Origin of the sequence: Bacillus sp. FJAT-27251 (assembly GCF_001273925.1) — a bacterium.
Classification (GTDB): domain Bacteria; phylum Bacillota; class Bacilli; order Bacillales; family Cytobacillaceae; genus Mesobacillus_B.
Genome location: NZ_LIGG01000001.1, coordinates 1,052,409 through 1,078,166, shown reverse-complemented (window position 1 = coordinate 1,078,166; position 25,758 = coordinate 1,052,409). Strand labels below are relative to the sequence as shown.

25 protein-coding genes and 3 tRNA genes are annotated in these 25,758 nt (G+C 43.7%); 17 read left to right on the top strand and 11 right to left on the bottom strand.

Annotated elements, in window-relative coordinates; genetic code table 11:
• Positions 1-447 precede the first annotated feature (447 nt).
• The 14 genes from ADU22_RS05035 to ADU22_RS04975 all read left to right on the top strand — a co-directional run bounded on the left by ADU22_RS05035 (position 448) and on the right by ADU22_RS04975 (position 12,112).
• Positions 448-523 (top strand) — tRNA-Lys (locus ADU22_RS05035).
• A 14-nt stretch (positions 524-537) separates the two neighbouring features.
• Positions 538-612: transfer RNA gene (locus tag ADU22_RS05030), tRNA-Glu, on the top strand.
• 161 nt (positions 613-773) lie between these two features.
• Positions 774-846 (top strand) — tRNA-Phe (locus ADU22_RS05025).
• A 382-nt stretch (positions 847-1,228) separates the two neighbouring features.
• On the top strand, positions 1,229-2,707 hold the full coding sequence (locus tag ADU22_RS05020) for a M23 family metallopeptidase (RefSeq protein WP_053361202.1): 1,479 nt from the start codon (positions 1,229-1,231) through the stop codon (positions 2,705-2,707).
• Positions 2,708-2,899: 192 nt separating this feature from the next.
• On the top strand, positions 2,900-3,607 hold the full coding sequence (yycF, locus tag ADU22_RS05015; protein WP_053361201.1) for a response regulator YycF: 708 nt from the start codon (positions 2,900-2,902) through the stop codon (positions 3,605-3,607).
• 9 nt (positions 3,608-3,616) lie between these two features.
• Positions 3,617-5,446, top strand: a complete 1,830-nt coding sequence (walK, locus tag ADU22_RS05010; protein WP_053361200.1) for a cell wall metabolism sensor histidine kinase WalK — start codon at positions 3,617-3,619, stop codon at positions 5,444-5,446.
• The gene (locus ADU22_RS05005; RefSeq protein WP_053361199.1) at positions 5,443-6,768 is read left to right on the top strand and encodes a YycH family regulatory protein; all 1,326 of its coding nucleotides are present in this window, start codon (positions 5,443-5,445) and stop codon (positions 6,766-6,768) included. The genes walK and ADU22_RS05005 overlap by 4 nt, the downstream gene beginning before the upstream one ends.
• Positions 6,749-7,543 carry a two-component system regulatory protein YycI gene (locus ADU22_RS05000; protein ID WP_053361198.1) on the top strand — a complete coding sequence of 265 codons (795 nt, stop codon included), beginning with the start codon at positions 6,749-6,751 and terminating at the stop codon, positions 7,541-7,543. Before ADU22_RS05005 ends, ADU22_RS05000 begins: the two co-directional genes overlap by 20 nt.
• A gap of 6 nt (positions 7,544-7,549) precedes the next feature.
• A complete protein-coding gene (locus ADU22_RS04995; protein ID WP_046524956.1) occupies positions 7,550-8,344 on the top strand; it encodes an MBL fold metallo-hydrolase in 795 nt (264 codons plus the stop codon).
• A gap of 165 nt (positions 8,345-8,509) precedes the next feature.
• Positions 8,510-9,745: a S1C family serine protease gene (locus ADU22_RS04990; protein ID WP_053361197.1), complete on the top strand. Its 1,236-nt coding sequence runs from the start codon at positions 8,510-8,512 to the stop codon at positions 9,743-9,745.
• A gap of 125 nt (positions 9,746-9,870) precedes the next feature.
• Positions 9,871-10,032, top strand: coding sequence for a CxxH/CxxC protein (locus tag ADU22_RS23920; protein ID WP_069187955.1), 162 nt, complete (start codon positions 9,871-9,873; stop codon positions 10,030-10,032).
• 101 nt (positions 10,033-10,133) lie between these two features.
• The gene (gene rlmH, locus ADU22_RS04985) at positions 10,134-10,613 is read left to right on the top strand and encodes a 23S rRNA (pseudouridine(1915)-N(3))-methyltransferase RlmH (protein ID WP_053361196.1); all 480 of its coding nucleotides are present in this window, start codon (positions 10,134-10,136) and stop codon (positions 10,611-10,613) included.
• A 74-nt stretch (positions 10,614-10,687) separates the two neighbouring features.
• Complete coding sequence (locus tag ADU22_RS04980; RefSeq protein WP_053361195.1) at positions 10,688-11,884, top strand: class I SAM-dependent rRNA methyltransferase; 1,197 nt, start codon at positions 10,688-10,690, stop codon at positions 11,882-11,884.
• 36 nt (positions 11,885-11,920) lie between these two features.
• On the top strand, positions 11,921-12,112 hold the full coding sequence (locus ADU22_RS04975) for a hypothetical protein (RefSeq protein ID WP_053361194.1): 192 nt from the start codon (positions 11,921-11,923) through the stop codon (positions 12,110-12,112).
• Positions 12,113-12,372: 260 nt separating this feature from the next.
• Here the strand turns inward: ADU22_RS04975 and ADU22_RS04970 are convergent, their stop codons facing one another.
• The 3 genes from ADU22_RS04970 to ADU22_RS04960 all read right to left on the bottom strand — a co-directional run bounded on the left by ADU22_RS04970 (position 12,373) and on the right by ADU22_RS04960 (position 13,870).
• Positions 12,373-12,777 carry a VOC family protein gene (locus ADU22_RS04970; protein WP_053361193.1) on the bottom strand — a complete coding sequence of 135 codons (405 nt, stop codon included), beginning with the start codon at positions 12,775-12,777 and terminating at the stop codon, positions 12,373-12,375.
• Between the two features lie 135 nt (positions 12,778-12,912).
• Positions 12,913-13,377 (bottom strand): DUF8821 family protein, encoded by a 465-nt coding sequence (locus ADU22_RS04965; protein ID WP_053361192.1) that lies wholly within the window; start codon positions 13,375-13,377, stop codon positions 12,913-12,915.
• 13 nt (positions 13,378-13,390) lie between these two features.
• Positions 13,391-13,870: a GyrI-like domain-containing protein gene (locus tag ADU22_RS04960; protein ID WP_053361191.1), complete on the bottom strand. Its 480-nt coding sequence runs from the start codon at positions 13,868-13,870 to the stop codon at positions 13,391-13,393.
• Positions 13,871-13,980: 110 nt separating this feature from the next.
• On the opposite strand from ADU22_RS04960, the gene ADU22_RS04955 reads away from it, so the two are divergent.
• On the top strand, positions 13,981-14,943 hold the full coding sequence (locus tag ADU22_RS04955; RefSeq protein WP_053361190.1) for a helix-turn-helix transcriptional regulator: 963 nt from the start codon (positions 13,981-13,983) through the stop codon (positions 14,941-14,943).
• A 149-nt stretch (positions 14,944-15,092) separates the two neighbouring features.
• On the opposite strand, the gene ADU22_RS04950 is transcribed toward ADU22_RS04955, so the two are convergent.
• The 4 genes from ADU22_RS04950 to ADU22_RS04935 all read right to left on the bottom strand — a co-directional run bounded on the left by ADU22_RS04950 (position 15,093) and on the right by ADU22_RS04935 (position 18,682).
• Positions 15,093-16,136: an alpha/beta fold hydrolase gene (locus ADU22_RS04950; protein WP_053361189.1), complete on the bottom strand. Its 1,044-nt coding sequence runs from the start codon at positions 16,134-16,136 to the stop codon at positions 15,093-15,095.
• A 242-nt stretch (positions 16,137-16,378) separates the two neighbouring features.
• A complete protein-coding gene (locus ADU22_RS04945; RefSeq protein WP_053361188.1) occupies positions 16,379-16,684 on the bottom strand; it encodes an AzlD domain-containing protein in 306 nt (101 codons plus the stop codon).
• Positions 16,677-17,390, bottom strand: coding sequence for an AzlC family ABC transporter permease (locus tag ADU22_RS04940; RefSeq protein WP_053364470.1), 714 nt, complete (start codon positions 17,388-17,390; stop codon positions 16,677-16,679). The genes ADU22_RS04945 and ADU22_RS04940 overlap by 8 nt, the downstream gene beginning before the upstream one ends.
• Before the next feature lie 101 nt (positions 17,391-17,491).
• Entirely contained in the window at positions 17,492-18,682 is a 1,191-nt protein-coding gene (locus ADU22_RS04935; protein WP_053361187.1) for a coenzyme F420-0:L-glutamate ligase, read from the bottom strand.
• A 137-nt stretch (positions 18,683-18,819) separates the two neighbouring features.
• Between ADU22_RS04935 and ADU22_RS04930 the strand changes: the two genes are divergently transcribed.
• Positions 18,820-19,704, top strand: coding sequence for a LysR family transcriptional regulator (locus ADU22_RS04930; RefSeq protein ID WP_053361186.1), 885 nt, complete (start codon positions 18,820-18,822; stop codon positions 19,702-19,704).
• 413 nt (positions 19,705-20,117) lie between these two features.
• Here the strand turns inward: ADU22_RS04930 and ADU22_RS04925 are convergent, their stop codons facing one another.
• The 4 genes from ADU22_RS04925 to ADU22_RS04910 form a co-directional block, all read right to left on the bottom strand.
• Positions 20,118-20,651 carry a hypothetical protein gene (locus ADU22_RS04925; protein WP_053361185.1) on the bottom strand — a complete coding sequence of 178 codons (534 nt, stop codon included), beginning with the start codon at positions 20,649-20,651 and terminating at the stop codon, positions 20,118-20,120.
• 130 nt (positions 20,652-20,781) lie between these two features.
• Positions 20,782-22,311 (bottom strand): alkyl hydroperoxide reductase subunit F, encoded by a 1,530-nt coding sequence (ahpF, locus tag ADU22_RS04920; RefSeq protein ID WP_053361184.1) that lies wholly within the window; start codon positions 22,309-22,311, stop codon positions 20,782-20,784.
• Between the two features lie 14 nt (positions 22,312-22,325).
• On the bottom strand, positions 22,326-22,889 hold the full coding sequence (gene ahpC, locus ADU22_RS04915; protein WP_053361183.1) for an alkyl hydroperoxide reductase subunit C: 564 nt from the start codon (positions 22,887-22,889) through the stop codon (positions 22,326-22,328).
• 307 nt (positions 22,890-23,196) lie between these two features.
• Positions 23,197-24,702: a BCCT family transporter gene (locus tag ADU22_RS04910; protein ID WP_053361182.1), complete on the bottom strand. Its 1,506-nt coding sequence runs from the start codon at positions 24,700-24,702 to the stop codon at positions 23,197-23,199.
• 238 nt (positions 24,703-24,940) lie between these two features.
• Here ADU22_RS04910 and ADU22_RS04905 point away from each other — a divergent pair, with 238 nt between their 5' ends.
• A complete protein-coding gene (locus ADU22_RS04905; protein WP_053361181.1) occupies positions 24,941-25,747 on the top strand; it encodes an ion transporter in 807 nt (268 codons plus the stop codon).
• Positions 25,748-25,758: the final 11 nt, after the last annotated feature.

The following is a 25,758-nucleotide window of genomic DNA, read 5'->3' as shown; positions in this document are numbered from 1 at the left end:
GTCTCAGTGCCTCTTTTACGGTTGACCCGGTCAAAAAAGGTACTGACACGCTGCCTCAGTGACCTTTTTCGTTGAAAGAGTTCTTCCATAAGGTCGATGGAGATCCGTTTTGGGTTTAAAGTTAGAAAAGAGGTTACCCATAAAAATAGCATATTAAAAAAATCTTAAAAAAAGCATTGCACTCTCCTAATTTTGTATGCTAATATAAACAAGTCGTCTAAAACGGCTAAGAAATTTGTCGAACGATAGACGATTAGCGAATTTGCGATAGGGTAAATTCAATTATAATAAAGAGCCATTAGCTCAGTCGGTAGAGCAAGTTTCTTGCTTCATTGATCAGCATCAGTGGAAACTTGCGAGAAAGGCCGGGAGGTCTTTCGAGCATCTAAGATGCGGTATAACTTATCTGAGTATGGTAAGCAGTAATAGGTTATCAAGTATAATAAAGAGCCATTAGCTCAGTCGGTAGAGCATCTGACTTTTAATCAGAGGGTCGAAGGTTCGAGTCCTTCATGGCTCACCATGTTTTTTTAACATGGCCCCTTGGTCAAGCGGTTAAGACACCGCCCTTTCACGGCGGTAACACGGGTTCGAATCCCGTAGGGGTCACCATTTTTACATAGATCAGTTAGGCTCATAGGCTCAGTAGCTCAGTCGGTAGAGCAGGTTGCTAACCTCTCTGAGACAGCTTCTGCGGCAACCTGCGAGAAAGGCCGAAGGTCTTTTGAGCAAAGGACCCGCACCAACTCTTAAACGGGAAAATAACTCAATACGGCTCAGTAGCTCAGTCGGTAGAGCAAAGGACTGAAAATCCTTGTGTCGGCGGTTCGATTCCGTCCTGAGCCATACAAAGAAGGAATGCGTACATGGCGCATTCCTTCTTTGTGTTTATGCACTGTTATAATGCTGTAATATATATCTTTTCAATCTGTTCAGACAGGGATTCATCAAAAATCAACAGCAGAAATCTCCAACAAAGGCGATAATCCCTTATTATCCTGGACTTTTCGACTAATTTTCCCATGGGCATCTGCCATTTTCCTCATCCCCTTCTTACAATTAATTTACAAAACAGGATGAGAAATGTCAGTAATTATACAATTTTGTTACATAACAATGCATCGCCCCATTTTCCATTTCTTTTTATGTTAAGGTATAGGGGTATTGTTTATAAATCTATTAGTCTATTGGTACTAGTCCCTTGTTCGTGTACCTGCAGGAGGATATCATGGGAAATTTGAAGAAGAAGCTGCTGAGCTTGCGAAGCAAGTTGTCCGTTCAAATAAAACCGGCGTTTAGACAGGTTGCCGCTGCGGCAATGGCTGTCACTGCATTGACATTTGGAACAGGAAATACAGCTGCAGCAGAAAAGACAGACCTGACAACGGTCTATCATGTATATGTAGAAAATAAATTTGTGGGTACAGTGGCTGATAAAGGCCAGGTTGAAACCTTGCTTGAAGAAAAAACCGCTGCCATGGAAAAGCTTTATGAAGGAATTGAACTGGAACTTGGAGAGGAACTTTCCTATGTTCCGGAACAGGTTTTCCAGTCTGTCTCGCAGGCAGATTCGGATGAGGTCGTTCAAAAGCTGGACAGCGAACTTAGCATCCAGGCGAATGCCTATGCCCTTGTGATCGGTGAAAAGGAAGTCGCCCATGTCAAGGACCAGGAGTCAGCAGAAAAGGCCATCCGCAATCTCAAGCTGGATTATGTAACAGAAGAGCAGCTTGCAGAGCTGGAGGAACAGCAAGAGGCTCCTGTTAATCCATTACCCCCGTTAAAAGAAAATGAAACTCGCTTATTAGACGTTTCTCTCAGTGAAGAAGTTTCAATGTCGGAGGCGAAAGTTGACCCGAAACAACTTTTAAGTGTAGAAGAAGCAGTCAATCTATTTAAAAAAGGCACCCTGGAAGAAAAAAGCTATAAGGTAGAGCAGGGTGATGTTCTGAGTACAATCGCCAGCAGACATGACTTGACCCTGAAGCAGCTGATCAGCCTGAACGCAGGAATGACGGAGGATTCGGTGCTTAAGCCAGGCCAGGAACTCAAGGTTACCTTCCATAAGCCATTTGCCGAGGTGATCGTCAGCAAGGAAGTATACCAGACGGAAGAAATTCCTCACGAAAGGGAAGTTGTCGAAGATGCTTCCATGTTCAAAGGCGACACAAAGGTGAAGCAGGAAGGAAAGGACGGCCTGAAGGGAATTACATATGGAGTTTCGGAACGGAATGGCAGGGTAGTTGAAAAGAAGGCCCTTCAGACAACCGAGATCCAGAAACCTGTAAAAGAAATCATCATCAAGGGAACCAAAGTGATACCTTCCCGCGGTGAAGGAAGTTTTGTATGGCCTGCAGGCGGAGGGTATATCTCCAGCCAAATGGGATATCGCTGGGGAAAGATGCATAAGGGCATCGACATAGCGAGACCAGGCGACCTTGGCATCAAAGCCGCAGACAATGGCAAAGTGGTTTCAGCCGGGTATGATGGCGGATATGGGAACAAGGTAGTCATCGATCATCAAAATGGCTATCGCACCGTATATGCCCATCTTGCTTCGATTTCGGTCAATCCCGGCCAGACGGTGGAGCGCGGCTCAAAGATTGGCGTAATGGGCAGAACAGGCGATTCTACCGGAGTCCATCTGCATTTTGAAGTTTATAAAAACGGAAAGCTTGTCAACCCGATGAGTGTTCTCAAAAGATAGAAGGAAAGCCTCTAGACTCTGGTGACTAGAGGCTTTTCAATATTTACCAGTAAATTGCCAATAAGAAGTTTCCTAGTTAACCATCACAGGAATTCAGTTTTCGCTCTTAATGAAGTAAAATAGATAAGATAGGTCTTTTTTAAAAATACTTCAATATTTAAATAGACATTAAATGGGAAAAGGAGAATGGACATGCAAAAGAAAATTCTCGTAGTTGATGACGAAAAGCCAATTGCAGATATCCTGCAATTCAACCTAAAAAAAGAAGGCTATGAAGTGCATTGCGCCTATGACGGCGATACCGCTCTTGAATTGGTGGAAGAGGTCCAGCCGGACATCATCCTGCTTGATATCATGCTGCCGATGCGCGATGGAATGGAAGTCTGCCGGGAAGTCCGCAAAAAATATGAAATGCCGATCATCATGCTGACAGCTAAAGATTCAGAAATCGACAAGGTCCTGGGGCTGGAGCTAGGAGCGGATGACTATGTTACAAAGCCTTTCAGCACAAGGGAACTGATTGCACGTGTGAAAGCCAATTTGCGCCGCCACCAGCAGGTTGCAGCCAAACCGGAGGATGAAGTGGAGTCCAATGAAATCACAATTGGTTCTTTGACCATCCACCCGGATGCCTATGTGGTTTCCAAGCGCGGGGAAACGATTGAACTGACACACCGTGAATTCGAGCTTCTGCACTATCTGGCAAAGCATATTGGCCAGGTAATGACCAGGGAGCATCTTCTTCAGACGGTATGGGGCTATGATTACTATGGCGATGTGCGGACGGTAGATGTGACGGTACGGCGCCTGCGCGAGAAAATTGAGGACAACCCAAGCCATCCAACCTGGATTGTGACACGCCGTGGAGTGGGCTATTATCTCCGCAATGAGCAGGAGTAATTCAATACGATGAAAAAAGTTGGTTTTTTTCGTTCGATCCACCTTAAGTTCGTCATCATCTATGTGCTGTTAATTTTGATTGCGATGCAGATCATTGGCGTTTATTTTGTCAGGCAGCTCGAAGACACGCTCATGACCAATTACCAGAACTCCCTGAAGCAGCGGGTAAATATGCTGGTTTACGATGTCGAGGAGGAAATGGTCAGGGAGCGCGGCAAGGAAGACCCTACGAGGGAAGAGGATATCAGCGATATTTTGCGAGATTATGTAGCCAAGGATATTTCGGAAATAAGGGTGATTGACGGCAGCAATTTCCGAATTATCGGCATTTCCGACGACAGCAAGCAGGGAGTGGTTGGACAAAGGACGACAGAGCTGAAAATCAAACGTTCGATTCTCCTTGATAAGGAGGAAGGCAGCATCCAGGTGGATATGCAAACAAACAAACCCCGTCGCATCTGGGTACAGTCCACGCCCATCCATTCAGGCGGTGAGGTGATTGGCGCAATTTATCTGGTAGCCAAAGTGGAAAACATCTTTTCACAAATGAAAGATATCAACCGGATTCTTTTTACCGGGACAGGGATAGCGCTTATCCTGACAGCGCTTTTGGGAATCCTGCTTGCCCGTACCATCACCAGGCCGATTGCGGACATGAAAAAGCAGGCGCTTGCGATGACAAGAGGCAATTTTTCACGGAAAGTAAAAGTATATGACCAGGACGAAATTGGACAGCTGGCCATGACTTTTAATGATTTGACGAAAAAATTACAGGAAGCAACTGCTACGACCGAGGGAGAAAAGCGGAAGCTGAGTTCGGTCATTTCGAATATGACAGACGGTGTCATCGCCACGGACCGTAAAGGGAAAATCATCCTGATCAATGAACCGGCTGCCAACATGCTGGATGTTTCACGTGAAACAGTCCTGTCCGAACCGATTGTGTCGGTATTGGGACTTGAAGAGGATTATACGCTGGAGGATCTGCTTCAGGAACAGGAATCGGTAATCCTAGACTACAGCACAGCGACCGAGCCGTTTGTTTTGCGGGTCAATTTTTCAGTCATCCAGAAGGACAGCGGATTTGTAAACGGTTTGATTGCCGTGCTCCATGACATAACTGAGCAGGAAAAGATTGATATGGAGCGGCGCGAGTTTGTCGCAAACGTATCGCATGAATTGAGGACGCCTCTGACCACGATGCGGAGCTATCTTGAAGCGCTGGCTGATGGGGCCTGGAAGGATGAAGAAATAGCCCCGGTATTCCTGCAGACGACCCAGACCGAGACGGAACGAATGATTCGCCTGGTCAACGACCTGCTGCAGCTTTCGAAAATGGATAGTACGGATTACCGGCTTTCAAAAGAATGGGTGGATTTCCCGATTTTCTTCAACCGGATCATTGACCGTTTTGAGTTCACCAAAAACCAGAATGTGACGTTCATCCGCAAGATTCCCAACGATGCCATCTTTGTCGAAATTGATGAAGACAAGGTCACCCAGGTTCTTGATAATATCATCTCCAATGCGATGAAGTATTCACCTGAAGGGGGAAGGATCACCTTCCAGGTGAAACAGGAAGAAAGCAAGATAACCATCAGCGTTTCAGATGAAGGGGTTGGAATACCGAAGGATAACCTTACGAAAATATTTGACCGCTTTTACCGGGTTGACCGGGCCAGGTCACGCAAACTGGGCGGAACAGGTCTTGGGCTGGCCATTGCCAAGGAAATGGTTACGGCCCATGGCGGCGAAATCTGGGCAGAGAGTGTGGAAGGAAAGGGAACCACCATATCGTTCAGCCTTCCATATGACGCAGCAGAGGATGATTGGTCATGACATATGAAAATTTTAAAACAGCCACCTTAACGATTCTCATCATCCTTAGCGCCATTCTTACGTGGAATATTTGGACCTTCCAGCCAAACTATGAAATGGTCGGGAATGAGAAAACGGTGAACGAAGTCACAATCGGGGCAAAGCAGGAAATCAAAAAAATTGTGAAGCCCCATCAGGTAATCTACCATCTTGGCGGGAAAACATATGGAAGCATCCGCAATAGCGAGATGGATAAAATTGTGGCGATGATTAGCAGATGGAAGTATTACGATGTCGCGAAAACCCCTGAAAAAGGCAGTGAGCTTCTGAACAGGCTGTCGCAGAGAGAGCATACAGAAATCATTTTTCCGGAAGAAGTTCCCGTAGAGCTTTACCGGAAAGTGCTGAATTTTGAAGACAGGGACTTGCCCAAATTCGAGTTTGACCGTATTTTGATTCATTCGGAATCAGGCGGGCAGGAAGCGTCCATTTACTTTTACTCTTCAAAGAACCAGAATGCCTATAAAAGCCATGTAAGCCTGACGGCTGTTTCCGAGTTTGTAGATGAGTTTCAGGCAAAAGGCGCCCGACAGAATGAGTACTTTGCTTATCAGCTTCATAACGGGAAGAATATTTACCTGCCCGCTGAGCAGACCGAAATGCTGAAATATACGTATTACCGGAATCCAATTGAACCTGAAATGCTAAAGGAAGCCTTGTTCAGGGACCCGAGCTTCGTCCAAAGGAGCTCGGTATCGGATGGGGAAGAGTATGCCGATGAAGCCAGTAAAATGACAGTGGACCGCAATACCAGCATGATTTACTATATCAATCCATTCAAGGGGAATGAGGCGGTCATCGGGACCACCAACCTTGTCCAAAAAAGCATCGATTTCGTCAATGCGCATGGCGGCTGGACAGACAATTACCGCTATGTGTACAAGGATGATTTTAACCAGAGGGTCATTTTCAGGATCTACAGCAAGGAAGGCTACCCTATCTTTAACCAGCTTGGGATGTCGGAAATCCTCCAGGTATGGGGGCAGAGTGAAATCAACCGGTATATCCGGCCAAGCTTCCACCTGGAGCTGCCGCTAAATCCGGAAATGAATAATTCAGTAAAGCTTCCTTCCGGCCGGGAGATTGTAGAAATCCTCGAACAAAAGCCCGATTTGAAGCCTGAATTGCTAAAGGATATTTCACCTGGCTACTATATGACCAGGGATTCCGAGGACTCCTCGCTTGTCTTCCTGGAGCCGGGCTGGTTTTACCAGTACGATGATGTTTGGCGCGAGCTGGTCTTGAATGGGGGTGAGGTAAAAAATGGATTGGAGCAGAATTAAAACCATTTTTATCATCTCCTTCCTTCTTCTTGATATCTATCTGGCCTATCAGCTCATCTCCACAAGGGATGAAGCAAACTATGAATTTATGAAAGAAGTTTCGCTGGAAGAAAAGCTGAAAAACGATGATATCACGTATAGTGGGCTGCCGCAGGAACTGGTGAAAGAACGGTATGTCAGTGTAAGGCAGAAGGTGTTCAAGCCGGAGGACTTGTCTCCCAACCAAGTCCAGAAGCTTGGCAGCAGTGAAGGGGCCATTATTACAGGCTACCTGGAGAATCCAGTGGAATTGACAGGCAAGTTTAATTCCGACGAGTTTATCGCTGCGGTCCGGAATGATATCAAACACGCCGACCAGTACCGATTTTGGGAAAAGAACGACGATGAAGGCACGATTACGTATTACCAGCAGTACGAAGGCAAAACCATGTACCATAACCTGAATGCGAAACTCACCTTCTTTATCAATGAGCAAAACGAAGTGGATACCTTTGAACAAACCTTTCTGGAAGTGATTGAAGAGCTTTCGGACGAACAGGAAGTCCTGGCCCCGCTTAGTGCGATTGAAACGCTTTATAAAAGAGGCTTTTTGAAACCGCGGACCGAGATTACCAAAGTGGAACTCGGCTATTCAACACTCGTACAGCTCACGGCCTCACAGGTTCTTGCCCCGACCTGGAGAATCGTCGTTAATGGGGAAGAGAACCTGTTTGTCCATGCCTTTGAAGGCCAGGTCATCCAGTTGGACAGCAGTGAAAACCAAACAACGGAGTGAATAAATATGACTTTGCATTTTAGTGTTCTCGCCAGCGGGAGTACGGGAAATGCGATCTATGTGGAGAGTGGAAACCAGCGCTTTTTGGTCGATGCAGGTTTGAGCGGAAAGCAGATGGATGCTTTATTCGCCCAAATCGGCCGGGAAATGAAAAATCTTTCGGGAATCCTGGTGACGCATGAGCACAGCGACCATATCAAAGGTCTGGGGATCGTTGCCCGTAAATACAAGCTGCCGATTTATGCGAATGAAAAAACATGGAAAGCGATGGACGGACTGATTGGGGAAATCCCGGTTGAACAAAAGTTCACGTTTGACATGGAGACAGTCAAAACCTTTGGCAATCTCGATATTGAATCTTTCGGAGTTTCCCATGATGCGGCAGAGCCGATGTTTTATGTTTTCCATCAGGATGGCAAGAAGCTTGTCCTGATCACCGATACAGGCTATGTAAGCGACCGGATGAAGGGGATTATCTCCGATGCGGATGCCTATGTTTTCGAGAGCAACCACGACGTGCAGATGCTGAGGATGGGCCGATATCCATGGAACATAAAAAGAAGGATCCTTGGCGATTATGGCCATGTGTCCAATGAGGATGCGGCGCTTGCCATGAGTGAAGTGATTGGCGACAAAACAAAGAGGATTTACCTGGCTCATTTAAGCCTTGATAACAACATGAAGGACCTGGCAAGGATGTCGGTGGCACAGACTCTTGAAAGCCGGGGAGTCGTCATTGGCGAACAGGTGGACCTTTATGATACAGATGCGAAAATACCAACAGACCTGACAGCGGTATAGGTTTTACCGTGATTATAATCAGGGAAGAGAAGAAGGGAAATGTTCCTTTCTTCTTTTTTTTACACGTATTGCAGGGGTTTATTAATTAAAAATCTTTTTCGCAGAGAGTATAATAAAGATGGATGGAATAGTACATATTGATGAAATCGAAAGGACTGAGAGGATTTGGGCTATTATGATGATGACCACACCCGCATTCAGCGGAAAAAGGGAAGCAGGGGCGGTTATTTTCTCACATCCCTCGCTGGAGCTCTTATTGGCGGCTTATTGATTATTTTCTCGACGCCGCTGCTTTCCGAATATGGCTTGCTGCCTTATAAGGTGGAGCCGCAAAATGGGCCGGCACAGCCGGACTCCCGTGATGAGTCTCCGGGTGCGGCAAAAAACATCTCGGTGGATGTCGTGACAGAAGTTACCGAAGCCGTTGAAAAAACAGGCAGTGCGGTAGTTGGGATTACCAATATTCAAACCGGGGGCGGCTTCTGGTTTGGCAGTGTCCAGGGACAGGAGGCTGGCACTGGTTCTGGTGTGATTTATAAAAAAGAAGGAGACAACGCCTACGTGGTGACCAACTACCATGTAATCGAAGGGGCGAATGAGCTGGAAGTAAGCTTGAGCGATGGCACGAAGGTCCCTGCGATCCTTAAAGGCGGCGACGAGTGGACCGATTTGGCCGTGCTTGAAATTTCCGCAGAAAACGTCGAGACGGTCGCGGAGTTCGGCGACTCTGACAATCTCAGGATTGGCGAACCGGCCATCGCGATTGGAAACCCGCTTGGGCTGCGTTTCTCCAACTCTGTGACACAGGGGATCATCTCGGGATTGGAGCGGGCAATCCCGATAGATATCAACCAGGATGGGCAGCCTGACTGGCAGTCGGAGGTCCTTCAGACAGATGCAGCCATCAACCCTGGGAACAGCGGCGGTGCCCTTATTAATATTGATGGGCAGGTCATCGGCATCAATTCGATGAAAATTGCCCAGTCGGCCGTTGAGGGAATTGGGCTTGCGATTCCGATCAACTATGCCATCCCGATTATCGAGGACCTTGAGGAACATGGAACAGTAAAACGCCCATATATGGGAATCCAGCTTGGCTCGGTCAACCAGATTCCTGAGCGTTACCAGCAAAGCGAATTGAAGCTGCCTAAGGACGTGAATTATGGGGTGGCTGTACTGGATGTGACGGACAACTCTCCGGCACAGGAAGCAGGCCTGCAGGCTTACGATGTCATTGTCGAGCTTGACGGAGAAAAAATCGAGGACGTCGTTGCCCTCCGAAAGCATTTGTATAATGAGAAGGAACCTGGAGAGGAAATGCAAATCAGCTTTTACCGTGATGGCAAGCTCCAGGAAACGAAGATGACGTTGGTCGAGGATAAAATGACGGTCGAGCAATAGGACAGGATGGGCAGAGGGGAGACTCTCTGCCTTTTTTGTGGATAGGAGGATGCTCCGGTATGATAAAATGGTCTGTGGATAAATTAAAGATAGCTTAAAATTACATGATGGGAGAATGGAACAAAATGATATATTGCTGTGACGAACATGTCGAGTTGGCGCTGGATGAAGCGGTAGATGAACTGGAAACTGCTCCTCAGCTGGAGAAGCTCGAGGCTGTGGAAAACCACCCTTTTAGCTGTGGATACTGTGGAAAACCTGCTGTATATATTGTGGGGAACGAATGATCGCCTACTAAATGTGGATACCGGTGTGAATATGTGGATAACTATTGTGGATATGTTGTTTGTAAGTTGTTTGTAACCTGTTCGTAAAGTGGGGATAATGTATGAATTTGTCGATTATTGCTGTCGGAAAGTTGAAAGAGAAATATTTAAAACAAGGAATAGAGGAATATGCCAAGCGCCTGAACAGCTACGCAAAGCTTGAAATGGTTGAGGTGCCTGATGAAAAGGCGCCTGAGGAATTGAGCAACCTGGAGATGGAGCAAGTCAAACAGAAGGAAGGCGAGCGGATTTTGTCGAAAATTAGCAGCGATGCCTATGTCATCGCACTCGCCATCAACGGCAAGCAGAAATCGTCCGAAGAGCTGGCCGACAGCCTCGACAAACTGGCCACCTATGGAAAAAGCAAGGTGGCCTTCGTGATTGGCGGCTCACTCGGACTGAGCGGTGAAGTCCTGAAGCGGGCAGACGAGCAGTTAAGTTTCTCAAAGATGACCTTCCCGCACCAGCTGATGAAACTAATTTTGGTCGAGCAGATCTATCGGGCTTTTCGGATTAACCGGGGGGAACCTTACCATAAGTAAATGAGGTTTTTATTTAAAACACATATAACCAAACTATATTTGGTGTAATTAAATAATTTTGATAGGATGACAACATGAAAAAAGATGTCACTTTAACGGTAAAGGGCAAGTTTGTAAATAAATATAAAAGTGGCTATCCCCTCATATCAAAGGAAGCCATAATGAATTGGAACGATGTTACTGAAGAAGGAACCAGTATCTCACTCGTTGATGAAAGGAATAAGTTCATAGCAAAAGGCTATTTTGGCAAACAAAACAAAGGGTATGGATGGATTCTTAGCCGGAACGAGAGTGAACAGCTCGACCAAAGGTTTTTTGTGAATAAAATGAAGGCTGCAATCAAGTATAGGGAATCTTTTTTTAATAGCCCGGATACCAATGCTTTCAGGATAGTGAATGGCGAAGGCGATGGTTTAGGCGGATTAACCATAGAGTATTTTAATGGCTATTATTTAATCAACTGGTATAGCAAAGGAATTTACCGCTTTCGGGAGTATATTATTAATGCTCTGAAAGAATTAGTTGAGTTTAAAGCAATTTATCAAAAGAAAAGATTTGATGTCAGCGGGAAATATATTGAAGAAGATGATTTCGTAGCGGGAGAAAGAGGAACTTTCCCAATTATCGTAAAAGAAAATGGGGTAAACTTTGCTGTTTACTTAAATGAAGGAGCGATGGTTGGTGTATTTTTAGATCAAAGAGACGTAAGAAAGAGAATCAGGGATGCTTATGCGGAAGGAAAGAACATACTGAATACATTTTCCTACACAGGTGCGTTTTCAGTATTTGCTGCAATAGGAGGCGCAGTTAAAACGACAAGTGTGGATTTGGCAAATAGGAGCTTAAACAAAACCATTGAGCAGTTTAGTTTGAACGGGCTGGATTATGAGTCACAGGATATCATTGTTGAAGACGTGTTCAATTACTTTAAGTATGCGGTGAAAAAGCAGCTAACGTTTGATATGGTGATACTGGATCCGCCAAGCTTCGCACGGTCAAAAAAGATGGTATTTAGTGCGGAAAAGGACTACAAAAATCTTTTAAAGGAAGCTATTTCAATAACAGAAGATGAGGGGATGATCGTAGCGTCGACCAATTCCAGCTCTTTTAATATAAAAAAGTTTAAAAGTTTTATTGACCAGGCGTTTAAAGAAATGAACAGGAAATATCAGCTGGTTGAGGAATTTTCCCTTCCGAAAGACTTTAAAACAATAAAAGAATTCCCAGAAGGCAACTATCTTAAGGTTGTGTTTATAAAGAATTTGCCATAGAAAAAGGCGAATGATATAGAAAGGATTGCTTTAATTATGAAGTATCTCAAATCTCAAATGAAACAACTGATCAAAGATAATCAGGAATTGCAAACACGTTTAAAAGAGTTGATGGAAGAACATGAGCTTGAGAAAAACTTTGCGCTCAAGGCTTTGTACCATGCAGAGGTTGCTGAAGGCGGAAAGTATCAACTAGCCTACCAGGCACTTGATTTGCACAAAAGGTAGTTCATTTTAAATTAATTACTCAGCAGATAAAAAGAAGTCCAATTTCCCAAGAACTTATAAAGGAAATTGGACTTCTTTTTTAGGTTTTTACATGTAAAATCAATTTACAGAAAAAACCTTATTTAGATGCGTTGTGGTGAACCGTATCTTAAGTAAATTGATGTTTTTATGAAATCAAAAAAAGCAGAAATACACATATTGTATTTCTGCTAAAAAAATTCTTTTTTAACTGATGGTCTATTAGTTACCTTGTGTTGTGTTTAGGCTTCATGATTAAACTGCCATTGGATGTTGTACTTATCGGTCAAGCTGCCATACAATTTGCTCCAAGGTGTTTCTTGCAGCTCCATCTGTACAGAACCACCATCCTTCAATTTTTGAAATGCATCTTTGATAGCTTTCTCATTATTACTTACATATGCTAGTGTAAAATTGTTGCCCTGTTGATAAGGTGCCCCTGGTAAATTATCGGAAAACATTAATTTATTTCCCTCTATCTCTAAAAAAGTGTGCATGATTAAATCCTCTGATCCTGGAGGCAAGTGCTCTGAGTGCATCGACCCGAAAGTCATGAATTGAGGTTCCTCTAGTCCAAATACTTTTGCATAATACTCAACGACCTCTCGAGTATTGCCGTCAAAAATTAAATAAGAATTCAAAGACATACAATCACTCCTTAAATAGAATAGTTGTTACTCCTGAACTGTAACATCAAATTAATGTATGGATGAACATTTACTCTTGCAATAAGCCCCATTTCTGCTCATCGGTAGGAAATATTAAAATTTTTTAGCTAATCTTTAATATTCCCCTTTAATGACAAAATACGAACCCCGAATTGTTCCGGCTAGTTTAGACTTCTGCCTGGCAAACTTAAACTTACTTTCTAACTCCTTTGGTACCTCCATGCCTTCGGAAAGCTTAAAACCAACAGCCCGCTTTTTAGAGTCATCAATGGTATACATGACATTGACCGAAAGACCATCCTCGTAAAAGACGTAGGAAATTTGGATGTTTTCCACTTGAAAACGCGAAGTCTCCAAAGGTTTTGCCGCAAACTCAATATCACGCTCTTCTTTCAAAATACGGTTCACATAATCAAGAGTCTCAGGACTTTCACTGGCTGGTACAACCGTAAACTCATGCTTGTATTTGTTCATAAAGTAGCGGGCTTCATTTGCACGTAATCCAGCAAGTGCCTCTGCTACAGGTGAAGACTCTAAACCGATTATAGACACATTTTTAAAATCAACTATATAGGGCAACTCTATACCTCCTTTATTTCCTGACAACAGGAATCCAGAACTCACCATATACCAAGCCGTTTCGCTGCCCCATTTCAACCGCGGCATTTGGCCCGCCAACATAAGCATAATCCTTTATTTCAGGCAAGACCTGGCCAAAGGCGATGCCTGTAAGCTGATTACTCAACTCATCGGCCGTACTCGCCTCCCCTTTAACAACCACGTATTCCCCCTTAGGAAATTGAATCACTCTGGTTGCTTCCGGTAACGTTGCCTCTGTCATGACGCCGGCATAATGCATCATCTTGTTATTCACTGCTTCGTTCACGGCAAAAATGTAGTCATTGGTGGCAAGGGCTTTTAAAGCGTCAATCCTCCCATCTTCTTTGACTGCCTGCCAAAAGTCTGCCTTTTCCTTGATTATGCCAGTAAAATCTGTGTAATCGCTCTTCAACTCAGTTCCGAAACCTAAAACGGTAAAGCTGTCTTTTTCTTCTATGTTATAATTTGCCATGTTAAAAACCTTCCTTTTTTAAAATTAATCAAATGATATGTTTTTTCACTTGATGAGTTTATAATAGCCGTAAATCATGTCAAAAAGTGATACTGTTTTAGGAGGCCCTGATGAAAAAGGTTGAACGGATTAATACCATCATGCGCTATATCAACAACCGCGCCCACTTTACAATTTCTGAAATCATGCGGGAATTTAATATCTCCCGTTCAACAGCTATTAGAGATGTCAAGGAAATTGAAGCCATGGGGATGCCTCTTGTCGCTGAAGTTGGAAGAGATGGGGGTTATTCTGTCATGCAAAATTCTGTCCTGCCTGTTGTCCGCTTCACCGATAATGAGGTTAAAGCACTATTTATTGCCTTTATGGCGACAAGAAATCTACAACTCCCTTATTTAAAAAGCCGTCATTCTTTAGCTGAAAAATTACTTGGCCTTATCTCAGAAAACCAGCAAAATGACCTTGTTCTTTTGAATCAACTCCTGCTTTTTGAAGGGACCAACCCGAATAACCCGAATCTGCTTGAGCTTTCAGACCTCCCTCATCCAATATTGGAAAAACTTATTCAAATTATACTTTTGGATAGCTATTTACTGATTACTATTAAAGAAGAAAAGGCACTAAAGTCTTATCCAATTTATCTCTTACACCTTTATCGTGAAAAAAGCCATTGGCTGATTGAAGGCTTTGAATTAAAAGAAGAAAGAAGGAAAGTTTTCCTTGTCGACAATCTTGTAAATGTCGAGGCATATCCTGTCAAAAAAAGATTGAGCAGGAAAAAGATTTTAGAAAAACTAGATAGGCAAGAAGAAGAAATCAACCTTGTCCTTGACCTTGGTCCAAAGGCGATTGCCCAGTTTAAAAAGTACCATCCTTTAAAATTTTCCATTTCTTATACAAATCCTTACCAAGCCACAGCCATTCTAAAGTCTTTTGTCAATGTTAATAATCCCGAAGAACTTGCTGAAATAACAAATTGGCTGCTTTTCCTGGGTGGGGATATTAAGGTGAGGGAGGTGCCGGAAGAAGTCTTAGAGGGTTTACAAGAAAGATTATGCTTATTCTGCCCATAAGCAGTGGATGTTAAAACCCAAATCACTTTGAGCTTGGACACTCCTCAATTAGATATGTTACGGTGAACCGTAAAAGCCCTATCCGCGACTATGCGGATAGAGCCTTTATTGGTAGTCTTTGGTTAGAGTGGTGCTCACCTCCATATTTATTAAACATTTTGAGGATTGTTGAGTAGTGGGGATAGCTGTTTTTGTTCCTGATATGATTCAGCCAGAGTTCGACCGTTACGTCCCTGTACTTGTTTAACTACGTGATGGATTGCTTCAATAACATATTCGGGTCGTGGCATTTGCAGACTGTGCCCCTTACGATCACTAGTCTTATGGATATGGTTGGTTGATCGGGAGGCCAGTTCCTTTTGCATCTTGGTCCATTGGTCACCAAATCCCGGGTTGTTTAGAACAGCGATTGGAAGGTCACCAAGTTGAAATTTTTCAGTACGGTTATTTAATTGATTGGCAGCAGCTTCCAGATGTGCCMATGCACCTTTAAATTCCGCTTGAGCTGTCTTTCCACCAATAATACTGTAAAATATCCCTTTCCATTGCATGTATTCCTCGGCGCTAAGCTGCTGTTTGTAATATGACTGTTCATGAGTATACATCGGAATAATGCCTAGAACATTACCAAGGAATCGTGGAATGCCGAATGGAGATATCAGTCTTTGTACCCTCAGCATAAAGCCGATGAAGGCAAAGCCCTGCTTGAACTTGACATCATCTTTGAGAAACTCATGCGTCGAATCTAAGAATACTAAGCCAGCCACCTGATTAGGATATTTCAAAGCGTAGAGTCGAGCGATCAGTCCTCCTAAAGAATGACCCACAAGTACATAAGGTCCAGGAGCTCCAGTCTTATCTAGCAGGCTGTTTAGTTCTCTGATGGTATGTTCGGGAGTTGGTTCGGGACCGGAATCACTTGAGCCCATCCCTGCGCGGTCATATGTGATAACCCTAGTAAACTTAGATAATTCTTTTTGAATATGCATCCATGAATAAGAGCTATCACCCGCGCCATGAATGATGACGACCGTGGGGCCGCCATGACCAGCATCCGTTAGGTGAAGGCGATAAGTGCCAATTTCAATCATTTCACCAGTATGGGGTCTCCTGTTATCTCCACGCCGTGAAACTTGTTCATATACCAAACCTAGTAAAAGTAAACCTGCCAATACTATTAATCCAATTAACATTCTTCCCCCTGCTTTCTCCAATAGTTACCCTAAAAAAAGTAAATTTCAATTTATATTATACCAACCAAAAGATCCACCCACAATTTGGTAGTTCCAGGTCCTTTATGCTTGATAATCAGTGATTAGATAAGTTATTTACTATTATAAAATAGGGAATAAGAGAAGATTAAACATGGAAAAAGCCTCTGGTATACACCAAAGGCTTTTTAGTATTAAGGCTGTAGCAGGTTAGTATTCCTCACTTAATACAAGAACAGTTCTACTATAAAAACAGAAAAACAGGCCAATAGGGCAACACTCACCAGGCTGACTCCGCGGTAGGCAAAAAGAATGGCAACAATAAAGCCAACTAGCGCGGACCATGGCGATGCCGTTGCATCTAAAATTGCTGGGAAAACCATCACTGCCAATGTCACATATGGGACATAGTATAAAAACGATCGAATAAAGACATTTTTGATTTCTTTTCTGATGAGTGTAAGCGGCAGAACCCTAATGAGATACGTCACCACTGCCATCACAAAGATATAAAAAATAGCATTATTCATAAGTATGCTCCTTTACCGGAAAGACAAACGCTGCTATACCTGCGATTAAAATAGTTAGGATGATAATTTTTGCTCCGGATGAGATGGACTGAAGGATTTGCAGCTCAGCAACTACCAGGCTTAGCACCATAGAAATGACAATCAGTCCAGAAAGGGTTTTATTCCCTTTTGCCGGAGGAATAATGACAGCAAGCAGCATTCCGAACAGTGCAATACTTAATGCACTAATCATTCTTGGCGGCAGAATATCTCCGGAAATAACCCCAAACAATGTACCGAGTCCCCATCCTGACACCGCAACACTCATCACGCCATAGGCGTAATAAGGGCTTAACTTTCCAGGAACTGCAATGGAAACTCCGAATACCTCATCTGTAATTCCATATGCCATGATTAATCGGTGAAAAATGGATGTGTTTGGATCAATTTTTTGGGATAAAGCAAATGACATTAGAAAATACCTAGAGTTGATAATTAGCTGTGTGACAGCAATCTCGGCAATTGCTGCGGCACTGGCAATAAGCGTAAGCCCAGCGAACTGTCCAGCCGATGTTAAATTAGTCACGGACATCAATACCGCTTCAAACGGATTTAGCCCGGCTTGTTTGGCAAGAATGCCAAAGGTAAACGAAACCGCAAAATAACCCATTGCAATGGGAATTCCATTCTTTATTCCGCTTTTCCAATCTCCTATGCTTGTTTTCATTTTCGCTCTTTCTCTCTTCCTTTCTTGCTTTCTTTCCTTCAACGATACTGCCATAAAGGGAAAAGGATGTCTGGTATAGAGACATCCTTAATACATCAAACTTATTTTGTATAGTTATCGAAGTACCCTTGAATATAGACCATTGGTGTACCTTTGTCTCCGCTGCCGGATGTTAAATCGGATAATGAACCAATTAGGTCCGTTAGTCTACGAGGTGTGGTACCTTGTGATTCCATCGAACCCACTAGGTCTTCATCTTTGTTTTGGATAAATTCAGAAATAGCCTGTTTTAACTCTTCTCCACGAAGGTGGGAGAAGTTGTTATCTGCCAAATATTTTAATTTAACTTCGTTTGGAGTACCTTCTAGCCCTTGTGTATAAGCGGGAGATACAACAGGGTCCGCAAGCTCCCATATCTTACCTACTGGATCTTTGAATGCCCCATCTCCATAAACCATTACTTCAACTGTTTTGCCTGTGATTTCTTTCAGTTTTGCTTGAATCCCATCAACGATAGGCTGACAGTTGTTTGGAAATAGTTTTACGCTGTCTTCTGTTGCTTTATTTGATCCAAGCAGGCCATAAGCTTCATTAAAGCCGCTGCCATTGATTGATTCCGAAAGAATATCATCAAGCCCATAAACCTTTTCAGCGCCATTGTTTGATAAGATCCGTTTTGTTCTTAAACGTGAGTGTATATCACAAGTTAAAACATTCTTTGTATAATCCAAAATGGTTTTTGGGTTGTTTGAAAAAATGACCTCGCACGCTACACCTTCGGCCTCAATCAGGGATTTATAATATTCAATGTAATCAACACCAGTAAATGGATGTAGGATATAACCGAAATGTTCACGGAACTGAGCTTCAGATAATACATCTGTCCATGGGTTTACGCCCTTATTATCCAGTTCATCGATATCTACAAGGTGGTTCCCAACTTCATCAGATGGATAGCTTAACATCAATACGATACGTTTTGCTCCTTTAGCAATCCCGCGTAGGCAGTTTGCAAACCGATTACGGCTAAGTATCGGAAAAATAACACCAACAGTTTCGTCGCCGAATTTTGCTTTTACGTCAGTAGCTATATCATCAATTGTTGCATAGTTTCCTTGTGCACGAGCGATAACGGATTCGGTGATTGTTACAATATCACGGTCTTCAATCGAAAATCCTTCAATTCTTGCAGCATTTAATACCGTATCAACTGCGATTTGTTCGATATCATCACCTTGGTTAATGATAGGACTACGAAGCCCGCGAACGACTGTACCAACGGCTCTTGTCAATTTAATCTCTCCTCTAAGCGAGTATAATTTATGTAAAATTATTTCCTCATTTATATATATTTATAAATTTACTATACCCTTCAAAGATGATATAAGTAAAATTAATATTTGTTATAGGTGATATAAGGAGGATTTATATGATTGGAAACTTGGATTTATATCGTATATTTAATGTTGTTAGTGGAAGTAAAAGCTTTTCTAAAGCAGCACAGGAATTATATATGACACAATCTGCGGTCAGTCAAGCCATCAGGAAGCTTGAGAATGAATTGGAAATACAACTTTTCTACCGAACATCCAAGGGCATAGTATTAACAAATGAAGGAAAATTATTATATGAGTATATTAATTCCGCTTTAGGAATGATTAACGTCGGAGAAGAAAAAATATTAGAAATCAATAAATTAAATACTGGACAATTACGTGTCGCGGTTGGTGATACAATCTCTCGTTACTTTTTGTTACCTTATTTGGAAGAGTTTCATGCAAAATACCCCGGGATTAGATTAAACATATTAAATGGAACCACATTAGAAATTTGTGATTTTATTAAATCCGGAAAGGCAGATGTAGGGATATGTAACTTGCCAATCCATGATGAAAACCTGGAAATCATACCATGTAAGGAGGTTCATGATATTTTTGTCTGTGGAGATAAATATAGAAAAATAACGGATAAACCGATTAATTTTGAGTATTTAATGAAAATGCCACTTATCTTGTTGGAGAGAAAATCCAACTCACGAGTATATGTGGAAAATTTTTTTAATAAAAGGGGTTTTCAAATTTCACCTGCGTTTGAACTTGGATCATATGATTTAGTTTTAGAATTCACAAAGATAAATTTAGGCATTTCTTGTGTAATAAAAGAGTTTTCAAAGGATTATTTAGAAAGAGGAGATTTATACGAAATAAGGCTGGAAGAGGAAATTCCCAAAAGGAGTATTGGCATATGCTATTTAAAAAATGTTCCATTATCACGTGCTGCTGGAAAATTTGTAGAAAGGATACATAAAGTCTGAAGCAGTAAAAACCATTTATATTTATAACGGGGAGCTAAAGCTACACCTTCGATTGGAGAGGTGTGAAGATCCGTGCTCGTTTAGGATTATTGATCAATCTAAGCGCACGATTAGATAAATAGACGGAGGAATTCCTCTTAATTAGTAATTAGCATAAAAAATAGCTTAAATAGGCGGAGAGATTCCGCCTATCGACCAAAAAAGGTGGAAATAAGTCATTTTTCCGTGGCATAGTCGGAAAACTTCCCCTTATTTTCCACGAAAAAAGCATATTTCAGCATTTAGCCGGAAAGTTTCCGCTTATTTTTATCTTCAGCTCCATCATTAATTCCAAGTTAGGCTCTTGAGTGGAATCTGGGCGAGGAAAGAACGATTTTCTAGCCAAACAGAAAAACGAAGCCCTTAAGCTTCGTTTATTTCCCCCTCAATGCTTTAATTGCCTTCACAACCAAAATAATATATACAATCATCAATCCGTACCCGCCCACAATAATGAGGAAAGGCAGGTAGTCAGGTGCTGAGCCTGAGTCAGTGGACATTCCGGCCAGGAAAAGGGGCATGATCGGCAGCATGACAACCCCGGCGCCGGCTTTTATCATCAGCAGGACGCCTGGAACAATGACGACCCATGGCCAAATGGGCTTTTTTGTTTTTAATGGAGAATCGGACAGGGAGCCTGCTGGCGCTGTGGCATCCATAGCGCTCTGGTTCGCTTCATTGAAGGCTTTGATTGCCCGGTAAGCCCGCTTCATCGCCCAGCCTGTTACAACCAGTATGGAGACGGAAATGGCTGCCACTATGAAGGAAACAAGACTTAGTTCATTGGGTTTAAAAAAGGTCATAAGGACTGTGAAAATGATGCCCGGAAGCGCTGAAATTAAAAATAGTCCGCCGCCGATGAGGACTAGCCAGGCCCAAATCGGGGACTGCATGGTGGAATGCTGCATATGGGGACTCCTTCATCTAAAATATAAAATCCTATCCTATTATAAAATATGGAATTGGGAAAATATAGATTATTTTAAAATAAATAAAAAAGAGCCTTGCTGACAATGTGCCAGCAAGGCTCTTTTGGTTCTAGTTCCGAATCATATAATCAAATGCGCCCAAGGCTGCGGTCGCACCTGATCCCATGGAAATGATGATTTGCTTATAGGCGCTGTCGGTGCAGTCGCCTGCGGCGAATACTCCAGGCATGCTTGTCGCACCGTGCTTGTCGACGATAATTTCGCCGAAACGAGTGCGCTCAAGTGTGCCTTCTAACCATTCGGTGTTAGGGACAAGTCCGATTTGGACGAAGACACCCTGTAATTCAACATGATGTTCTTCTCCCGTTTCACGGTCTGCATACGTAATGCCGTTTACTTTGTCGGTACCGGTGATTTCCTTCGTCTGAGCGTTTTTGACAACGGTCACGTTCGGCAGGCTGTTCAGGCGTTCCTGCAGAACCTGGTCCGCTTTGAGCTCAGGTGCGAATTCAATGACGGTTACGTGTTTGACGATTCCTGCCAGGTCAATGGCAGCCTCAACACCGGAGTTTCCTCCGCCAATCACGGCAACGTCTTTTCCTTCAAACAATGGACCATCACAGTGCGGGCAGTAGGCCACACCTTTGTTCTTGAACTCTGCTTCGCCTGGCACGTTGACATTGCGCCAGCGGGCACCAGTGGAAAGGATGACGGTTTTGCTTCGTAGAAGAGCACCGTTCTCAAGCTCAAGCGTGACATAGTCCTTCTTGTCCAAACGGACGGCACGCTGAAGGTTCATCACGTCAACGTTGTACTCTTTGACATGCTCTTCAAGGGTGGCCGCAAGCTTTGGACCTTCGGTGTATTTTGTGCCGATGAAGTTCTCGATCCCCAGAGTATCCAATACCTGGCCGCCGAAGCGCTCGGCAACGATACCAGTGCGGATGCCTTTACGGGCAGCGTAAATCGCCGCGCTTGCGCCGGCAGGCCCGCCACCGACTACAAGTACATCGTAAGGCTCTTTATCAGATAGCTCGGATGCATCCGGGCCGCTTCCCATTTTAGCGAGGATTTCTTCAACGGTCATACGGCCGCTGCCGAATGGCTCCCCGTTAAGGAATACTGTTGGCACTGCCATAACTTCTTTGCTTTCAACTTCTTCTTTAAAAGCAGCGCCATCAATCATGGTATGAGTGATGCCAGGGTTGAGAACGCTCATCATGTTGAGTGCCTGGACGACATCCGGGCAGTTGTGGCAGCTTAAGGAAATGTAGGATTCAAATTTGAATTCCMCTTTGATGTTCCTGATCTGGTCAATCACTTTCTGGTCCGCTTTTGGAGCTCTTCCGCTCACCTGAAGCAAGGCCAGGACAAGGGAAGTGAACTCGTGGCCGAGCGGGACGCCGGCAAATACGATGCCAGGGTCGTCGCCGACACGGTTCACACTGAAGCTTGGAGTTCTTTCAAGCTGTGCTTTTTCCACTTTAATGTGGGAAGACATGCTGTCCAGTTCTTCCACCAGAGAAAGCATCTCGCGGGATACGCTATCGGAACCTGCACTTACCTTAAGCAGAACATCGCCTTCCATCAGCTGAAGATACTGGGCTAATTGTGATTTGATTTCTGCATCTAGTGCCATTTATATCGAACTCCTTAGATTTTTCCAACAAGGTCAAGGCTTGGCTTAAGTGTTTCGCCGCCTTCTTCCCATTTAGCAGGGCAAACTTCGCCTGGGTTGTTGCGAACATATTGTGCTGCTTTCAGCTTGCTGACAACCTGGCTTGCGTCACGGCCGATTCCGCCTGCATTGATTTCAACAGTCTGGATAACGCCGTCTGGATCGATGATGAAAGTACCGCGGTCTGCAACACCCTCTTCTTCAATCAATACGTCGAAGTTGCGGGAAACGACATGGCTTGGGTCGCCAATCATTACGTATTCGATTTTGCCAATTGCTTCAGAGTTGTCATGCCAAGCTTTGTGAGTGAAGTGAGTGTCTGTAGAAACAGAGTAAACTTCAGCTCCCATTTCTTTAAGAGTCGCATATTCATTCTGAAGATCTTCCAGTTCTGTAGGGCAAACGAAAGTGAAGTCAGCAGGGTAGAAGCAAACAACGCTCCATTTACCTTTGAAATTTTGTTCAGATACGTCAATGAACTCACCTTTGTGGAATGCTTTCGCGTTGAATGGTAGTACTTCTTTACCGACTAGAGACATAATAGTCATCCTCCTGAAAAAATTTATTTTAGAATCAGTATAGTAGAAGGTTGCCCTTAACTAACTATAATAATTCTAATTCAATATCAATTATTATATAATACCTATTTCTTTTGTCAAGAATTACGACCTTTTGCTGAAGACTTATGTAAAAACCTTTGAAATAAGGCTGAATCCTGTTGCAATTTGTCAGCCAATTCCGTCGTTTTACGGCTCTGGTTCTATTATATCCAATTTCCGTGAAAAAGAGCAGGATAATGACTCTAATAGAAAAAAGCACTTCCACAAGAGGGAAGTGCTTTTCCAATTACGATTTTTTCACTGTTTTTCTAACTATTGGGGTTGATGACTGAACCGCCTTAAAAAAGGATATTCCCATTAAGATGATGATAATTGCAAAAGGGAGGGCTGCTATGATCAGCATATTTTGCAAGCCTTGTGTCCCTCCAAAAAAGACAACAACGGCTGCAATGGCCGACTGAAGGAATCCCCAGGCAATTTTAACTGGGTTCCCTGGATTCAGGAGACCATTGGTGCTCAGCATTCCTAGAACAAAAGTAGCTGAGTCCGCTGAAGTAATGAAGAAAATCGCAATGACGACGATGGTGAGCATCGATAAAAAAGTGCCCAGCGGGTATTCTGCAAGCACGCCAAACGTGGAAGTCTCGAGACTGAATTCCGAAATGGCCGCTATCCCGTTTTGTTCAAGGTTCAATGCGGAAACGCCGAATACCGAGAAAAAGATAAAGCAAACCAGGGACGGCAGGAGGAGGACGCCAAAAAGAAATTCCTTGACGGTCCGGCCCCTGGATATCCTGGCGATGAATATCCCGACAAACGGTGCCCAGGAAATCCACCATGCCCAGTAGAAAATCGTCCAGTTATTGATCCAGGTGCGACCTTCCTCATTCAGGGGAGCAAGCCTGAGGCTTAAGCTAAAAAAGTTCGAAATATAGCTGCCGAGTGTATGGGTGAACATATTCAATATATATTGTGTCGGCCCGACAAAGAAGAGAAGCACAAGCAGGACGGCGGCCAGCCCCATATTGACATTGCTTAATATTTTTATCCCGCGGCCAATGCCTGACCAGGCCGACCAGATAAACAGCAGCGTCGCCACAGCCAGGACAAGGAGCTGGACCATAAAACTGTTTGGAATCCCAAACAGAAAGGAAAGGCCGCCAGTAATTTGGGCGGAACCAAATCCCAGCGTTGCAGCCACCCCAACGACTGTTGCAAACACGGCCAAAACATCAATCCACTTTCCAAGTGCTCCTTGCATAAGCCTTTCGCCCAGCAAAGGCGTGAGCGTTGCGCTAATTAGTCCGGGTGCCTGGCGGTTGAATTTAAAATAGGCAAGAATCAGTCCGACAATGCCATAAACGGCCCAGGCATGAATTCCCCAGTGGAAAAAGGAATAAGTCATTGCCTCCCTTATCGCTCCATTACTCCCTTCATCAGATAAGGGACTGTTGATGAACGCATGGGATATCGGTTCGGCAGTTGTCCAAAAGACCAGCCCCATGCCCATTCCTGCACTAAAAAGCATCGCAAACCAGGACGGACGGCTGAATTCCGGCTCGTCATCCTTCTTTCCAAGTTTTACATGACCGAAGCGGGAGAACATCATGTAAACACAGAAAACAAGGATGGCGAGCACAATCAGGAGATAGAACCAACCAAAATCCATTAGAATCCGGCCGGTCACAGCGGTTGTGAACGCGTTTAAACCTTCCGGGGCAACCGCTCCCCAGACTACAACCAATAAGGAAACAGCTATAGCATACCAAAATACACGGGTTGCATTTTCCATAATCCACCCCTAAATAAATTTCTGCAGCATAAACAGATATTTAACCCTATTTCTATAAAGATAAACCTAAATTTTTATTTAATAATAAAAGAGTTCACTTAAACTCCATTATCCTTATCAGGCTAGAAGGGTTTTGCTTTGTATTTGACGCTGTTTCTTCGTTATAATGTGTTTGGCTTTTAGCAAGCAATCAGGCAGTGGCCTGGTTTAATAGGAAAATATTTTTAAGGGGGACATGATGGAGCTTTCAAATAAAGATAAGAAACATTCATGGAGAGAGAGTCTTAGGAGGCTTGTTCAGCATAAAAACTTCCAGGCGGTTGTTATCGCAATCATTCTCTTTAATGGCCTTGTCATTGTTACCGAAACGTATCTTGAAGGGAACAAGGTGCTGCTGGTTCTTGATATCATCATCGTATGGATCTTCGTGGCAGAATTGCTGCTGAAAATAACTGGGCTTGGCTTTAAGGATTATTTCTCCGAGAGATGGAATGTGTTCGATTTCACGATTGTCGTCGCTAGCCTTATCTTTTACACGACTCCATTCGTAAGCGTCCTGCGGCTTATCAGGGTGCTGCGCCTATTCCGGATGATTCCCGCCATTCCGGCACTCCGCAAAATCATTGATTCATTAATTAAATCCTTGCCGGCACTCGGGGGAATATTGGGCTTATCGGTGCTGATTTTCTCCATTTATGCCATTATCGGAACCACCTTCTTCAGAGAAGTGCTTCCTTACGAATTCTTTGGCAGCTTTCATACCTCGCTGTTCACCTTGATGCAGGTCGTCACCTTCGAATCATGGGCCAGCCAGGTAGCACGGCCGGTCATGAATGAGATTCCCTGGTCATGGATCTATTTTGTCTCCTTCATCATCATAGGTGCCCTTGTCATCCTGAACCTCGTTGTCGCCGTCATCCTGAGCTACCTCGGCCAGGAAGATGACGCCAACCGCGACGAACAAATGGAAAGACTGTTCAGGGAGAACCAGGAACTCAAAAAAGACATCCACGAAATCAAACAACTGCTGCTGCACAAAAAATAAAAGGTGCCTGA